At 70.6% G+C, this 17,509-nt stretch carries 1 protein-coding gene (cut by a window edge); it reads right to left on the bottom strand.

What is annotated here, in order from left to right:
• Positions 1-17,509, bottom strand: the 5' portion of a protein-coding gene (locus JOD27_RS44460) for a type I polyketide synthase (RefSeq protein WP_307829830.1). 9,944 nt of this gene lie to the left of the window's left edge; 17,509 of the gene's 27,453 nt are visible here — the first part of the coding sequence; the start codon lies at positions 17,507-17,509; the stop codon falls past the left edge of the window.

The following is a 17,509-nucleotide window of genomic DNA, read 5'->3' as shown; positions in this document are numbered from 1 at the left end:
TGACACCGGCTTCGGCCAGGGCCTGCACCAGCGTGATCGTGGCCTGCAGGCCGGTCATCGCGATGACGCCGTCGATCGTCTCCGGCAGGCGTGCGATGAGGTCGTCCCGGCTGATCCGCTCGTCGACGTCGACGTGCACGGCGTTCAGCGCGGTGATCACGTCCTGCGCATCCGTGCCGGACGTGACCACGAGCCACGTGCCGGTCGGCGTGCCGGTGACGGTGACCGGGGTCCACTGGTCGCGGTAGCGCCAGGTGTCCACTGTGGATTCGGACTTGCGGCGGCTGCGCCACTGCGCGAGCGTTTGCGCGACGTCCTGCCCGACGCCGATGTCCTCGAGCCCGCCGTTGTCGACGAGCTCCCAGAACTCGGCGTCGACCGGATCGGACGTGTCCTTGACCAGCGGTTCCGGCCAGAACCTCTGACGGTCGAACGGATACGTGGGCAACGCGATCCTGCGCCCGCCGGGATAACGCCAGTCGACGTCGAGTCCCGCGACCCACGCCTGGGCGAGCGAGATCGTGAACCGCCGCTGGTCGCCCTGGTCACGGCGCAGTGAGCCGATCGCGACGACCTCGGTGCCGACGGCTTCCGCGGTCTGCTGGGCGGGCAGCATCAGCACGGGGTGCGCGCTCGACTCGATCAGCACGCGGTGGCCGTCCTCGACGAGCTTTTCGACGGTCTTGGCGAAGCTGACGGGCCGGCGGGCGTTCTGGAACCAGTACTCGGCGTCGAGGCTCGCGGTGTCGATCCGCTCGGCCGTGACGGTCGAGTAGAACGGCACGCTGCCGGTCTGCGGCGTGATGTCCGCGAACAGCTCCAGGATCCGGTCACGCAGCCGGTCGACCTGGGCGCAGTGCGAAGCGACGGTCGACCCGATGACGCGGGCCCGGATGTCCTCGGCGACACAGCTCGCGACGAACTTCTCCAGCGCCGGGATCGCTCCGGCGACCGTGCAGGCATGCGGGCTGTTGATACCCGCGATCGCCAGTTCGCCCGGCAGCATCTTCCGCACCTGCTCGGCGGGCAGCGCGATGCTGGCGACCGCGCCGTTGCCGACGAGCTCGTCAGCGAACAGCTGCGACCGCTTGACGACGATCTTCGCGGCCTGCTCGAGGCTGAGCGCCCCGGCGATGTAGGCGGCGGCGATCTCGCCCTGCGAGTGGCCGACGACCGCCGCCGGTTCGACGCCGTTCTCGCGCCACGTCTGGGCGAGCGAGATCATGATCGCGAACAGCGCGGGCTGGAGGACCTCGATGCGGTCCAGCAGCTCGGCGTCGCCCCGGAGCACCTCGATGACGGACCAGCCGACGTGGTGCGCGATGGCCCGGTCGGCCTCGGCCATCCACCGGGCGAACGTCTCGTCCTCGTCGAGCAACCGCACGGCCATACCGGGCCACTGACTGCCCTGACCGGGGAACACGAACACCGGACCCGGTCCCGCCTCCACCACGGCACCGTCGACGACCTCGTCGCCGACGATCACCGCCCGGTGCTCGAACCTGCTGCGTGCGGCCAGTGAGAAGCCGACGTCCACCGGGTCGTGCCCGCCGTCGACGAGGGCCTTGATCCGCTCGACCTGGGCCCGCAGCGACGCGGGCGACTTCGCCGACACCACCAACGGCACCGGTCCTGCTGTGCCGATCCCTGCTGGGCCGTTCCCTGCTGGGCCGTTCCCTGCTGGGCCGTTCCCTGCTGGGCCGACCCCGGCTGGATCGATCCCGCTTGGGCCCCCTCCGGGGGAGACCGAGGTCCCCATCCCCATCATCTCAGGCAGGTCCGACAATTCCGGAGCCTCGAGAATCACGTGGGCGTTGGTGCCGCTGATGCCGAACGACGAGACACCGGCACGGCGCGCACGGGAGACGGACGGCCACTCACGTGACGAGGTGAGCAGCTCGACGGAGCCCGCGTCCCACTCGATGTGCGAGGAGGGCGCGGAGACGTGCAAGGTCTGCGGCAGCACGCCGTGGCGCAACGCCATGATCATCTTGATGACGCCGGCGACACCGGCGGCGGACTGCGTGTGGCCGATGTTCGACTTGATCGACCCCAGGTAGAGCGGCTCCTCGCGGTCCTGCCCGTAGACCGCGAGCAGCGCCTGCGCCTCGATCGGGTCGCCCAGCGAGGTGCCCGTGCCGTGCGCCTCCACGGCGTCCACATCGGACGGAGCGAGTCCCGCCGCGGCCAGGGCGGCGCGGATCACGCGTTGCTGCGACGGGCCGTTGGGCGCGGTCAGGCCGTTGGAGGCGCCGTCCTGGTTGACGGCGGTGCCCTTCACGATCGCGAGAATGTTGTGGCCGTGACGCACGGCGTCCGACTGCCGTTCCAGCACGAGCAGACCGACGCCTTCGGAGAAACCGGTGCCGTCCGCGCCTTCGGAGAACGCCTTGCACCGCCCGTCCGCGGACACACCGCGCTGTCGCGAGATCTCGACGAACGTCGCTGGCGTCGACATCACCGCGACACCACCGGCGAGTGCCAGCGACGACTCTCCCGTCCGCAGCGACTGCACGGCGAGGTGCATCGCCACGAGCGACGACGAGCAGGCCGTGTCGATCGTGACGGCCGGGCCTTCCAGACCGAGCACGTAGGACACTCGTCCCGACGCGACCGACGGCGACGACCCGGTTCCGTGGTGGCCCTCGAACTCGCCGCCGAGCAGCTGCGCGTAGTCGTTGTACATGACGCCGGCGAACACGCCGGTGTCGCTGCCCCGCAACGAGATCGGGTCGATCCCGGCGCGTTCGAACGCCTCCCACGCGGTCTCCAGCAGCAGGCGCTGCTGCGAGTCGGTCGCGAGCGCTTCCCGTGGCGACATCCCGAAGAACGCCGGGTCGAAGTCGCCCGCGTCGTGCAGGAAGCCGCCGAGCCGCGTCGCCGAGGTGCCGATGTCGTCGCCGGAGAACAACGCGTCGAGGTCCCAGCCGCGGTCGGACGGGAACTCGGAGATCGCGTCCGTGCCGTCCAGCACCAGCTGCCACAGTTCTTCTGGTGTCGTCACACCACCGGGGAACCGGCACGCCATGCCCACGACGACGATCGGGTCGTCGTCCGAGACTGCCCGCGTGGCAACGGCATCGCCGCCGTCCGCCCCGAACAGCTCGTCACGCAGGAACGCCGCCAGCACCGCGGCGGTCGGGTAGTCGAACACGAGGGTCGCGGGCAACCGCAGCCCGGTGACGGCGGTGAGACGGTTGCGCAGGTCGACGGCGGTGAGCGAGTCGAAGCCGAGGTCGCGGAACGCGCGCCCGGCGTCGAAGCTCTCCAACGCCAGCACCGCGCTCACCTGCGTGCGGATCAGGTCGAGCAACGCGTCGAGACGTTCGGCGTCACCCATCGGCCGCAGCTTCGCGGCCAGGCCGGTCGCCGCGTCGGAACCGGCCACCGTGCGCCGCGTGCGAGTCCGGATCAGCCCGCGCAGCAACGGAGGCACGTCGCCCTGGGCCCGTAGCGTCGCGAGGTCGAGGCGAGCGGGCAGCAGCACCGCTTCGCCGGACGCGACCGCCGCGTCGAACAACGCGGTGCCCTGCGAGGGCGTGATCGGCGGCATTCCGGCGCGCACCAGGCGTTCCCTGTCCGCGTCGGTCAGCGAACCGGTCAGGCCGACCGTGGCTTCCCAGGTGCCCCAGGCGAGCGACACGGTGTTCGGCCGGTGCTGGGCGAGCGCGTCGAGGAACGCGTTGGCCGCGGCGTAGTTGCCCTGTCCCGCACCGCCGAGGATGCCCGCGGCGGACGAGAACAGCACGATCCTGGCTTCCGGCAACAACTCGTGCAGGTGCCACGCGGCGTCGACCTTGGGCCGCAGCACGGTGTCGAGCTGCTCGGGCGTCAGCGACTCGATCACGCCGTCGTCCAGCACGCCCGCGGTGTGCACGACCGACTTCACGGGGTGCTTCTTCAGCAGGCGCTGCAACGCCTTGCGGTCACTGACATCGCACTTGACGACCTTGACGGTCGCGTCGACCTCCCAGTCGGGCTTGCGGCCGCTGCGGCTGGCCAGGATGACCTCGGTGACCCCGTGCTCGGCGACGAGGTGCTGCGCGATCACACCACCGAGCCCGCCGCCGCCGGTGATCAGCACCGGGCTTTCCCACGTGATCTCCTGGGTTCCCGCAACGCGCTGCAGCCGTGGCGCGAACAGCTGGCCCCGCCGGAGTCGCACCTGTGGTTCGTCGGTGGCGAGTGCTTGTGCCAGAAGGGCGTCGTCGTCGATGTCGGCCAGCACGAACCGGCCGGGGTGCTCGGTCTGCGCCGACCGCACCAGGCCCCACACCGCCTGACCGGCGAGATCCCCTTCCCTCGTCACGAAAGCGAGCCGCTCGGGGCGTTCGGTGGAGATCCACTCCTGGAGCTTGGCGAGCACACGGGACGTCAGCGCCCGCGTCGCCTCGATGACGTTGCCGTCGCCGACGACGTGCTCGACGACCACGTTCTCCGCTGCCTCAGCAGGCAACGCGGCCGGCGTCCACTCGACCCGGAACAGCGAGTCGCGGTCGATCTCGTTCTGAGGCAGCGACGTGGGCCGCACGACGAGCGACTCGATCGTGGCGACCGGCTGTCCGGTCGTGTCGGCGACCGCGATCTCCATCGCGTCACCGCGGGAGCGCAGCCGGACCCGCAGCCGCGTCGCTCCGGTGGCGTGCAGCGACACGCCTTCCCACGAGAACGGCAGTCCTGCGCCGTCCTTGGCGAGCAGCGCGGCGTGCAGTGCCGAGTCGAGCAACGCCGGGTGCAGCCCGAAGCCCGCGGTGTTCTCAGTCGTCGCGACTTCGGCGTAGACGTCGTCGCCGTCACGCCACACCGCGCGCAGTCCCTGGAACGCGGGCCCGTACTCGAAGCCCATGTCCGCGAACCGCTCGTAAGCCCCTTCGACGTCAACCCTTTCCGCGTTCGGCGGCCAGGTCGTCGCGTCGAAGTCGCTGGCAGCGCTGCCTGTCGACAGCGTGCCGGAAGCGTGCTCGGTCCACGGCGCGTCGTCATGGGTGCGCGAGTAGATCGTGATCGCGCGGCGCCCGTTCGCGTCCTCGCCCCGCACCACGACCTGCAGCTGCACCGGCCCGTCGAGCACGAGCGGTGCCGAAATCGTGAGCTCGTCGAGCGTCTCGCACGCGACCTCGTCCCCGGCCCTGATCGCCAGTTCGACGAACGCCGTGCCAGGCATCAGGATCGTGCCGCCGACCGCGTGATCCGCGAGCCACGGATGAGAACGCGTCGACAACGTCGACGTGAACAGCACGTCCTCGCTGCCCGCGACACTCACCGGTGAGCCGAGCAACGGGTCGTTCGCCCCGGCCGGCCAGAACCGTTGCCGCTGGAACGCATACGTCGGCAGATCGACCAGCTGCCCGCCGCGGAAGAACTCGTCCCACGCGACTTCCAGGCCGTTGACGTGCGCCTGCGCCAACGCCCTGACCAGCTGCCCGGGACCGCCTTCGTTGCGCCGCAACGTCCCGAGCACCACAGCGTCGATGTCCTCGACGGTTTGCTCAACGCCGAACGTCAAGACCGGGTGCGCGCTCGGCTCGACGAAGAACCGGAACCCGTCCCGCAGCAACGCACTCGTGGCCTTCTGGAACTCGACCGTCTGCCGCAGGTTCGTGTACCAGTAGGTGGCGTCCATGATCGCCGTGTCGATCGGTTCGCCGGTCACCGTGGAGTACAACGGAATCGCGCTCGTGCGCGGCTCGATGTCCGCGAGGTCTGCCAGCACCCGTTCCCGAATCGCCTCGACCTGCGGTGTGTGCGAGGCGTAGTCCACCGCGATCATGCGCGCCCGCACGTCCTGTTCGAGGCAGGCGGCCACGATCTCCGCGAGCGCCTCGACCTCACCCGCGACCACCGTCGCACGCGGCCCGTTCACCGCGGCCACCGCCACGCGGTCCTCATACCGGGCGATCAACGGCCGGACCTCGTCCACCGGCAACGGCACCGACAACATGCCACCCCGCCGCGACAACGCCTCGTCGACGGCCTGCGACCGCAACGCCACCACACGCGCCGCGTCCGCCAGGCTCAACGCCCCGGCCACCGCCGCCGCCGCGATCTCACCCTGCGAGTGCCCGACAACGGCCTGCGGCTCAACCCCGTAAGAGCGCCATACCTCGGCCAACGACACCATGACCGCCCATAGCACGGGCTGCACGACGTCGACCTGCTCCAGCGGTTGCTCATCCCTGAGCACATCGATCAGCGACCAGCCGACGAAGGGCCGCAGCGCCGCATCACACTCCGCGATCCGGCGCGCGAACACCTCGTTGCCCGCCAGCAGCTCGCGCCCCATGCCGGCCCACTGCGAACCCTGGCCGGGGAACACGAACACGGTCTTGCCCGCGGTCGCGACCCGGCCGGTGACCACGTCGTCGCCGATGATCACCGCCCGGTGGTCGAACGTCGCCCGCGCCGCCAGCGTGAACCCGACGTCCACCGCGTCGGCCTCCACCGCCCTGACCCGGTCGACCTGGGCCGCCAGCGCCTCGGCCGACTTCGCCGACACCAGCCACGGCACATCACCGGCCTGGCCTGATCCCGCCTGGGTCGGGGACTTGGTCGCGGCTTCGAGGATCACGTGGGCGTTGGTGCCCGAGACGCCGAACGACGAGACACCGGCGCGGCGCGGGCGGTCCACCGAAGGCCACGACCGCGTTGAGGTCAGCAGCTCGACGGAGCCCGCCTCCCAGTCGACGTGCGACGACGGCTCGGTGATGTGCAGGGAGCGCGGCAGGACGCCGTGCTGCAGCGCCTGCACCATCTTGATCACTGATGCGACACCCGCGGCGGCCTGCGAGTGGCCGATGTTCGACTTGACCGACCCCAGCAGCAGGGGTTCGGCGCGGTCCTGGCCGTAGGTCGCGAGCAGGGCCTGTGCTTCGATCGGGTCGCCGAGCGGGGTGCCGGTGCCATGCGCCTCGACAGCGTCCACATCGGACGCTGCGAGGCCCGCCGAGGCCAGCGCCGCGCGGATGACTCGTTGCTGCGAGGGGCCGTTCGGTGCGGTGAGGCCGTTCGAGGCGCCGTCCTGGTTGACCGCGGAACCACGGATCACCGCGAGGATGCGGTGGCCGTTGCGCAGCGCGTCGGACTGGCGTTCCAGCACGACCTGGCCGATGCCCTCGGCCCAGCCCACCCCGTCGGCGGAGTCGGAGAACGCTTTCGACCGGCCGTCCTCGGAGATACCGCGCTGCCGGGAGAACTCGACGAACGTCGACGGCGTCGACATCACCGTCGCACCGCCGGCGAGAGCGAGCGAGCACTCCCCCGACCGCAGCGACTGGATCGCCCAGTGCATCGCGACGAGCGACGACGAGCACGCCGTGTCGACGGTGACCGCGGGACCTTCGAAACCGAAGACGTAGGACACGCGGCCCGACGCGACGCTGCCCGCGCTGCCCTGGCCCTGGTGTCCTTCCATGTCGCCGCCACCGACGACGGACTGGTAGTCGTTGTACATCAGGCCGGTGAACACACCGGTCGCGCTGCCCCGCAACGACGTCGGGTCGATCCCGGCGCGTTCCAGGGCCTCCCAGGCGGTTTCGAGCAGCAGGCGCTGCTGGGTGTCGGTCGCCAGCGCCTCTCGCGGCGACATGCCGAAGAACGACGGATCGAACTCGGCCGCGTCGTGCAGGAAGCCACCGCACCGCGTGTACGAGGTGCCGATGTGGTCGGGATCCGGGTGGTAGAGGCCTTCCAGGTCCCAGCCGCGATCGGCCGGGAACCCGGTGACGGCGTCGACCTCGTCGATCACGAGCTGCCACAGCTCTTCCGGCGTCGTGACGCCACCGGGATAGCGGCAGGCCATGCCGACGATCACGACCGGGTCGTCCGGAGTGGACACGGGTGCGGGCAGGTTCGGTGTCGCCGCAACACCGCCGAGCAGCTCGTCGCGCAGGTAGGAGGCCAGTGCGCCGGAGGTCGGATAGTCGAAGATCAACGTCGCGGGCAGGCGGATGCCCGTGGCGGCGGTGAGGCGGTTGCGCAGTTCGACGGCGGTCAGTGAGTCGAAGCCGAGGTCGCGGAACTGCTGCGCCGGGTCGACCGCGTGCGCGCCGGCGTGGCCGAGTACGCCCGCGACCTCGGTGCGCACGACGTCGAGCAACGCCTCCAGCCGATCAGCCTCCGGCAACGCCGAAAGCCGCGAGACGAGCGTGACCGCGGTGTCGGAGCCCGCCGCGGAACGCTTCGAGCGCGTCCGCACCAGGCCACGCAGCACCGGCGGCACCTCGCCCTTCGCGCGCAGCACCGCGAGGTCGAGCCGGAACGGTGCGAGCGCGGCACCGCCGTGCGCGACGGCCGCGTCGAACAGCTCGACGCCCTGCTCCACCGAGATCGGGGGCAGGCCGGCGCGGCGCATGCGTTCGACGTCCACTTCGGACAGTCGCCCGGCCATGCCGCCTCCCCAGGCGCCCCAGGCCAGCGACACGGTGTTCGGCCGAAGCCGGGCGAGCGCGTCGAGGAACGCGTTGGCGGCCGCGTAGTTGCCCTGGCCCGCGCTGCCGAGCGTGCCGGCGACGGACGAGAACAGCACGATCCTCGCTTCGGGCAACAGCTCGTGCAGGTTCCACGCGGCGTCGACCTTGGGCCGCAACACGGTCGCGAGACGCTCCGGAGCAAGCGACTCGATCACACCGTCGTCCAGCACACCGGCGGCGTGCACGACCGACTTCACGGGATGCTTCTTCAGCAGCTTCCGCACGGCTTCGCGGTTCGCGACATCGCACTTGGCGACGGTGACGCGCGCGTCCAGCTCGTCGGCCCACTCCGGTTTCTCGCCGCGCCTGCTGACCAGCACCAGCTCTTCGACACCTTGCGTGACGAGGTGTTTCGCGATGACGCCACCCAGTCCGCCGGTGCCGCCGGTGATCAGCACCGGCCCCTGCCACGTGACCTCGCGGCGCACGGCGGTCGCCCGCGCGAGCCGCGCGGCCTTCACCACGCCGTCACGAATGATCAGCTCGGGCTCGTCGATGCCCAACGCCCGCGGCACGAGCACGCCCGAGTCGGTGTCGATGATGCCGAACCGGCCGGGGTGCTCGGTCTGCGCCGACCGCACCAGACCACGCACCGCCGCGCCCGCCAGGCACCCCATGCCGGTGACGAACACCAGCTTCTCGGGCCGTTCGTCGGCGATCCACTCCTGCAGCCGCTCCAACGCCTGCGCGACAAGGGCATGCGTCGCCTCAACTACCTCGCCATCTGCGACGACGTGCTCCACCACGACGTCCGCCGCCGGTTCGGCGGGCACCTCGACCTCGACCCAGTCGAGCTGGAACAGCGAATCGAGATCCACCGTCGTGAGCTGCTCGGCGGACACCTCGCGCACCATCAACGCGTCCACCGACGCGACCGGAGCCCCAGTGGTGTCCGCCAAGGCGATCGCGATGCTGCTGCCGCCGCGGGCCAGCTTCACGCGCAACGCCGTCGCACCGGTCGCGTGCAGCGACACGCCTTCCCACGAGAACGGCAACCCGGCTCCTTCGTCGGCGAGCAACGCCGCGTGCAGCGCCGAGTCGAGAAGCGCGGGGTGCAGTCCGAACCCGCTCGCGGCCACGCCTTCCGGCAGCGCGACCTCGGCGAACACGGTGTCGCCGTCCCGCCACGCCGCCCGCAGCCCCTGGAACGCAGGCCCGTACTCGAACCCGTTCTCCGCGAACCGCTCGTAGGCGTCCGTGACATCGATCGCCTCCGCGCGAGGCGGCCACTCACCGATCTCGGCGACACTCCCCCCGGACCCGAGCACACCCGTGGCGTGCTCCGTCCACGGCTCGTCGACAGCCGTCTCAGGCCGGGAGTAGACGGAGATCGACCGACGGCCGTTCTCGTCGACTCCGACGATCACCTGAACCTGGACGCCACCGGTCTGCGGGAGCACGAGCGGCGCCGCGAGCGTCAGCTCCTCGACGCGGTCGAGCCCGACCTCGTCCGCCGCCCGCAACGCCAGCTCGACGAGCGCCGCGCCGGGGACGAGCACCGCGCCGTGGATGGTGTGGTCGGCGAGCCACGACCGGCGCGACAGCCGCGCGGTGAACAGGTAGCCCGCTCCCCCGGCCAGCTCGACCGCGGCGCCGAGCAACGGGTGCTCCACCGCGCCCAGCCCTGCCGACCGCACGTCCGACTTCCCGATGTTCTCCGGCCAGAACGACTGGTGGTCGAACGCGTAGGTGGGCACGTCGACCCGTCGACCGCCGGTGTACAGCTGCGTCCAGTCAACATTGATTCCGTCAACGTGTACTTGACTGAGTGCAGTCAACATTGATTCAACATCAGACTTGACGCGCGTCAACGTCGGAATCAACCCGTCAACCATCGCCGTCAACTGCGCGTCAGGCCCGACCTCGACCAGCGTCATGTCACCCAGCCGAGCGACGTTGTCGTGGAAACGCACGACGTCACGCACGTGGTTGACCCAGTAGTCGACGGTGTCCACTCGTCCGGATGTTGACATTCCGACAACCGGCTCGCGGAACTCGATGTCCGCGATCGCCGCGCGGAAGTCGTCGAGCATCGGCTCCATCAACGGCGAGTGGAACGCGTGCGACACCTTCAAGCGCTTGTTCTTCCACCTCGCGGCGACCGCGAGCACTTCTTCTTCGACACCGGCGATCACCACAGACCGAGGCCCGTTGACCGCAGCGATGGACACGCCATCGGTCAGATGCGGGCGCACCTCTTCTTCGGACGCGACGACCGACACCATCGCGCCGCCCGCGGGCAACGCCTGCATCAACGACGCCCGCGCGCCAACGAGCCGACAGGCATCCTCAAGCGTCAGCACCCCGGCGACGTGAGCGGCAGCGATCTCGCCGATGGAGTGCCCGGCGACCTTTACGGGCCGCACGCCGAACGACTCGAGCAAACGGAACAGCGCGACCTGGATCGCGAAGATGGCGGGTTGCGCGTTCCCGGTCTGGTTCAGCGCCTCGGCGTCGTCGCCCCACATGACGTCACGAACGTCGAGGTGCGCCAGCACCTCGTCCAACGCGCGTGCGAACACCGGGAACGCCTCGTACAGCTCCCGCCCCATGCCGAGCCGCTGCGACCCCTGTCCGGAGAAGACGTAGCCGAGCGGCTTCCCGCTCACCATGCCCTTGGCGACGACCTGCCCGTCGAGCACCACGGCCCGGTGGTCGAACACCGTCTTCAACGCGAGTGAGTACCCGATGTCGCGCGGGTCGCCGTCCACCGCCAGCACCCGGTCGACCTGCGCGTCCAGCGACGCGGCCGACTTCGCCGACACCAGCCACGGCACACCGGCCTGGATCGATTCCGGCTCGCCCCCTCCGGGGGAGACCGAGGTCCCCATCCCCATCATCTCAGGGAGGTCTGACAATTCCGGGGCCTCGAGGATCACGTGGGCGTTGGTGCCCGAGACGCCGAAGGAGGAGATGCCGGCGCGGCGCGGACGGAAGACCGAAGGCCAGGCGGTGGTGGAGGTGACGAGGGTGACGTCGCCGGCGTCCCAGTCCACGTGGGTGGAGGGTTCGTCCACGTGCAGGGTCGCGGGGACCAGGCCGTGGCGCATCGCGTGGACCATCTTGATCACGCCTGCCACGCCCGCGGCGGCCTGCGAGTGGCCGATGTTCGACTTGATGGAGCCGAGCAGCAGCGGGGTCGAGCGGTCCTGGCCGTAGGTGGCCAGCAGGGCCTGGGCCTCGATCGGATCGCCCAGCGTGGTGCCGGTGCCGTGGGCCTCGACGACGTCCACATCGGACGCCGCCAGGCCCGCGGAGGCGAGGGCCGAGCGGATCACGCGTTGCTGGGAGGGACCGTTCGGGGCGGTGAGGCCGTTGGAGGCGCCGTCCTGGTTGATCGCGGAGCCGCGGACAACGGCCAGGATCTGGTGGCCGTTGCGCAGGGCGTCGGACTGGCGTTCCAGGACCAGCAGGCCCACGCCCTCGGACCAGCCCACGCCGTCGGCGGCATCGGCGAAGGACTTGCAGCGGCCGTCGGCGGAAAGGCCGCGCTGGCGGGAGAACTCGACGAACGTGGACGGCGTCGACATCACCGTCACGCCGCCGGCCAGGGCCAGGGAGCATTCGCCGTTGCGCAGAGCTTGGGCCGCCAGGTGCAGAGCGACCAAAGAGGACGAACACGCCGTGTCGACGGTGACGGCAGGGCCTTCGAAGCCGAAGGTGTAGGAGACGCGGCCGGACGCGAACGTGCCGGCACTGCCCATGCTCTGGTAGCCCTCGAACTCGCTGCCGCTGATCACCACCGAGTAGTCGGTGTACATGACGCCGGCGAACACGCCGGTGTCGCTGCCGCGCAACGAGACCGGGTCGACGCCGGCGCGTTCCAGGGACTCCCAGGCGGTTTCCAGCAGGAGGCGCTGCTGCGAGTCGGTGGAGAGGGCTTCGCGCGGGGACATGCCGAAGAACGCCGGGTCGAACAGCGGGGCGTCGTGCAGGAAGCCGCCCGAGCGGGTGTAGGAGGTGCCGACGTGGTCGGGGTCCGGGTGGTAGAGCGCGTCGACGTCCCAGCCGCGGTTGACCGGGAAGTCCGTCACGGCGTCGACGCCGTCGACGACCAGGCGCCACAGGTCTTCCGGCGACGACACGCCTCCGGGATAGCGGCAGGCCATGCCGACGATCACGATCGGGTCGTCGGAGACCGCGGAGCGCACCTCGGTGGACGGAATCGCCTTGTCCGAACCGAAGAGTTCGTCGCGGAGGTAGCCCGCCAGGACACCCGCGTTCGGGTAGTCGAAGATCAGGGTCGCGGGCAGGCGCAGGCCCGTGACGGTGGTGAGCTGGTTGCGCAGTTCCACGGCGGTCAGCGAGTCGAAGCCGAGGGACTGGAACGCGCGGCCGGGGTCGATCTCGTCGGTGCCCGCGTGGCCGAGGACGGTGGCGACCTGGCCGCGCACGAGGTCCAGCAACGCTTCCAGGCGACCGTTCTCGTCGAGGCGCGCGAGGCGGTTCGTCAGCGAGGTGTCGGCGGCCACGCGGCGCGGGCGGGTCTTGATCAGGCCGCGCAGCATCGGCGGGATGTCGCCGCGGGCGCGTAGCACGGGCAGGTCGAGGCGGACCGGGACGGCGTTGCCTGTGCCGGCGGCCGCGTCGAAGAGCTCGACGCCCTGCTCGACGGTGATGCCGGGGATTCCGGTGCGTGCCATGCGTTCCGCGTCGGCGCCGGACAACATGCCCGCGATCCACGGGCCCCACGCGAGGGACGTGCCGGGAAGGCCGTTCGCGCGGCGGTGTTCCATCAGGGCGTCGAGGAACGCGTTGGCGGCGGCGTAGTTGGCTTGGCCCGCGGTGCCGATCGTGCCTGCGACCGAGGAGAACACCACGAACGCGTCGAGGCCCGCGGTCAGCTCGTGCAGGTGCCAGGCGGCGTCGACCTTGGGGCGCAGCACCGTGTCCACGCGGTCGGGCGTCAGGGACTCGACGATGCCGTCGTCGAGGACGCCCGCGGTGTGCACGACGGCGCGGACCTCGTGGCGCGACAACAACGATTCCAGTGCCGCGCGGTCGGCGGCGTCGCACGCCTCGACGATCACGTCGGCGCCCAACGCTTCCAGCTCAGTGACGTCGGCCTCACCGCGGCGTGAGACGAGCAGGAGGTCGCGAACGCCGTGCGCGGCGACGAGGTGGCGGGCGATCACGAGACCGAGGCCGCCGGTGCCGCCGGTGATGAGAACCCTGCCCTGCCAGGAGGATCCGGTGGCCGGGGCCAGACGGGCCAGGCGCGGCACGAGGGCTTGGCCGTCGCGCAGGCGGATCTGCGGCTCGTCCAGCGCGAAGACCTCCGCCGGGACGTCGCCGTCGGACTCGACCAGCACGAACCGGCCGGGGTGCTCGGTCTGCGCCGACCGGACAAGGCCCCACACGGCCGCGGCACCCAGGTCGCCGGGACGGGTGACGAACGCGAGCCGATCTTGACGTTCGTCGGCGATCCACTGTTGGAGGCGCTCCAAGACCTGCGCGGTCAGGGCGTGCGCGGACTCGATCGGCGAGCCGGTGGAGACGACGTGCTCCACCTCGGCTTCGGCGGTCTCTGCGGGCAGTGCGACGGGCGTCCAGTCCACGTGGAACAACGCCTCGCGCGTGATGCCCGAGTCGGTGGAGATCGGGCGTGTGACGAGCGAGTCGACGGAGATGACAGGTGTGCCGCTGGGATCGGTGGCGGTGACCGCGAACGACTCCCCTTGGGGGCGGATGCGCACGCGCAGTGCGGAAGCGCCAGTGGCGTGGAAAGAGACACCTTGCCACGCAAAGGGCATGCCACCATCGGACGTGCTGAGGTCGGCGGCGTGCAGGGCGGCGTCGAGCAGTGCGGGGTGCAGGCCGTAGCGGTCCGTCTCCTCGGCGACGGCGACCTCGGCGTAGATGTCGTCGCCGAGTTTCCAGGCCGCGTTCAGGCCCTGGAACGCCGGTCCGTACGTGAAACCGTTGTCCGCGAGATGGTCGTAGAATCCTTCCAGCGCAACCGGTTCCGCACCGGCGGGCGGCCAGGCGGTGTCGGGTTCGGGGTGAAGGGGGCCGGACGCGAGGTAGCCGGTGCAGTGCTCGAGCCACGGGGTGTCGGGGTCGAGGCGTGAGTACACGGCGATGGAACGGCGTCCGGTGTCGTCGGGCGCGCCCACCGCGACCTGGAGCTGCACCGGATCGTTGAGGACCAGCGGTGCCGACAGCGTCAGTTCGTCGAGGCGGTTCAGGCCGAGCTCGTCGGCCGCGCGCAACGCGAGTTCGACGAAAGCCGTGCCGGGGAACAGGGTCCGGCCGCCGACGACGTGGTCCGCGAGCCACGGCTGGGTGGCGCTGGACAGTCTGCTGGTGAACAGGACGCCCTGGCCGTCGGCGAGCTCGACCGCCGCGCCGAGCAGCGGGTGACCGACGGCGGTGAGGCCGAGGCCGGACGCGTCGGCGTTCTTCACGGTCGACGGCCAGAAACGCTGGCGCTGGAACGCGTACGTCGGCAGGTCGATCCGGTGGCCGCCCTCGTGGAACGGCGTCCAGTCGACGGCGGTGCCTTCGACGTGCAGTCGGGCGAGTGCGGTGAGGAAGGCGGTGGGTTCGGGGCGGTCCTTGCGCAGCGTCGGGATGCCACCGTCGACCAGCGCGGACAGCACGCCGTCGGGGCCGATCTCCAGGAACCGCTTGTCACCCAGGCCGGTCACGGTGTCGTGGAAGCGGACGGTGTCGCGGACGTGGCGGACCCAGTACTCGGCGTTCGCGACGTCGCCCAGGCCGGGAATGGTGGGGGCGGTGAAGGTCAGGTCCGCGATGGCCGCACGGAAGTCGTCGAGCATCGGGTCCATCAGCGGCGAGTGGAAGGCGTGGCTCACCGGGAGCTGTTTGGTCTTGCGGCCGTCGAACCTCGCGATGACGGCTCGGGCTTCCTCTTCGACGCCCGCGATGACGACGCTGCTCGGCCCGTTGATCGCGGCGATCGACACGCCGGAGGTCAGGTGCGGGGTGACTTCGGCTTCGGTGGCTTGCAGCGCGATCATCACGCCGTTCCGCGGCAGTGCCTGCATGAGGCGGGCGCGTTCGCGGACGAGCTTGGCGGCGTCTTCGAGGCTGAACACGCCCGCGATGTGGGCCGCGGCGATCTCGCCGATCGAGTGGCCCGCGACGTGGTCGGCCTTGACGCCGAACTCCTTCAGGAGACGGTGGAGGGCGACCTGCAGTGCGAAGATCGCGGGCTGCGCGGCGCCGGTCTGGTTCAGCGCTTCGGGGTCGTCGCCCCACATGGTTGGTCGGACGTCCAGGTGCTGGGCGACCTCGTCGAACGCCTCGCGGAACGCCGGGAACGCCTCGTAGAGTTCGCGGCCCATGCCGAGGTGCTGCGAGCCCTGGCCGGTGAACAGCATCGCGAGCGGTTTCTCCGTGGCGGTGCCGCGCGCGATCTCGGCGCCATCGAGGAGCACGGCGCGATGGTCGAACTGCGCGCGCAACGAGAGCGAGTAGCCGATGTCCTTCGGGTCGCCGCTCACGTCCGCCAGCCGGGCGATCTGGCCGTCCAGCGCCTTCTCCGACTTGGCCGACACCGGCCACGGTATGGGCATGGCCGAGTCCGGCGACGGCATGCTCGGAATCGATCCCGATTGGCCGGCTCCTTGGGGGGAAACACCCCCCATCCCAATCATCTCAGGCAGGTCTGACAATTCCGGGTCTGCTGATTCCGGGCCTGACAGATTCCGGCTGGCCGGAGCCGGGGCCTCCACGATCAGGTGCGAGTTGGTGCCGGAGACGCCGAACGACGAGATGCCGATCCGCCGCGGCCGGTCCACCGCGGGCCACGGCGTGGCGGAGGTCAGCAGGGAGACGGCACCCGCGGACCAGTCGACGTGGGAGGACGGCTCCGTGACGTGCAGGGTGCGCGGCAGGACGCCGTGCCGCATCGCCTGCACGGCCTTGATCACCGAGGCCACGCCCGCCGCTGCCTGCGTGTGCCCGATGTTCGACTTGATCGAGCCGATGTACAGGGGAACCGAGCGGTCCTGGCCGTAGGTCGCGATCAGCGCCGCGGCTTCGATCGGGTCGCCCAGAGTGGTGCCGGTGCCGTGGGCTTCGACGGCGTCGACGTCCGAAGGGGACAGACCCGCCGACGCCAGGGCCGCGCGGATCACGCGTTGCTGCGACGGGCCGTTCGGGGCGGTCAGGCCGTTCGAGGCGCCGTCCTGGTTGACGGCAGAGCCGCGCAGCAGGCCCAGGACGTGGTGGCCGTTCGCGACCGCGTCGGAGAGGCGTTCGAGGACGAGCATGCCCGCGCCCTCGGACCAGCCGACACCGTCGGCGGAGTCGGAGAAGGCCTTGCAGCGGCCGTCGGCGGCCAGACCGCGCTGCAGTGTGAACTCCACGAACGCGTGCGGCGTGGCCATGATCGTGACGCCGCCGGCCAGAGCGAGAGAGCATTCGCCCGAACGCAGCGCCTGCATGGCCAGGTGCATGGCGACGGAGGAGGAAGAGCAGGCCGTGTCGACGGAGACCGCGGGACCTTCGAAGCCGAACGTGTAGGAGAGACGGCCGGAGAGCACGGACGCGATGAGGCCGGTGGAGGCGTGCCCGTCGCCGTCCACCGACACCAGGTCCGCGTAGTCCTGGCCGTTCGTGCCGACGAAGACGCCGGTCGGCGAGCCGCGCAGAGCCGAAGGGTCGAGGCCCGAACGCTCCAGGGCCTCCCAGGTGAGCTCCAGCATCATGCGCTGCTGCGGGTCCATGCCCAGGGCCTCGCGCGGCGAGATGCCGAAGAAGTCGGCGTCGAACGAAGCCAGGTCGGAAAGGAAGCCGCCCTCGGAAGCCAGCGAAGCACCCGCGCGCAATGCCGACAGGTCCCAGCCGCGGTCCGAGGGGAACGGCGAGACCACGTCGCGTTCGGAGGACACGACGTCCCACAGCTGCTCGGGAGTGACCACCCCGCCGGGGAAGCGGCACGACATGCCCACGATCGCGATGGGCTCGCTGTGCTTCTGCTCCAGCTCGAGGACGCGTTCACGAGTCCGGCGCAACTCGACCGTGACTCGCCTCAGGTAGTCGGCAACCTTGTCCTGCTGCTCTTCCTGCAC

The sequence above is a fragment of the Lentzea nigeriaca genome, assembly GCF_016907955.1.
GTDB lineage: Bacteria > Actinomycetota > Actinomycetes > Mycobacteriales > Pseudonocardiaceae > Lentzea > Lentzea nigeriaca.
The sequence above is the reverse complement of the archived record's forward strand: the minus strand, read 5'-3'. Positions and strand labels throughout refer to the sequence as shown.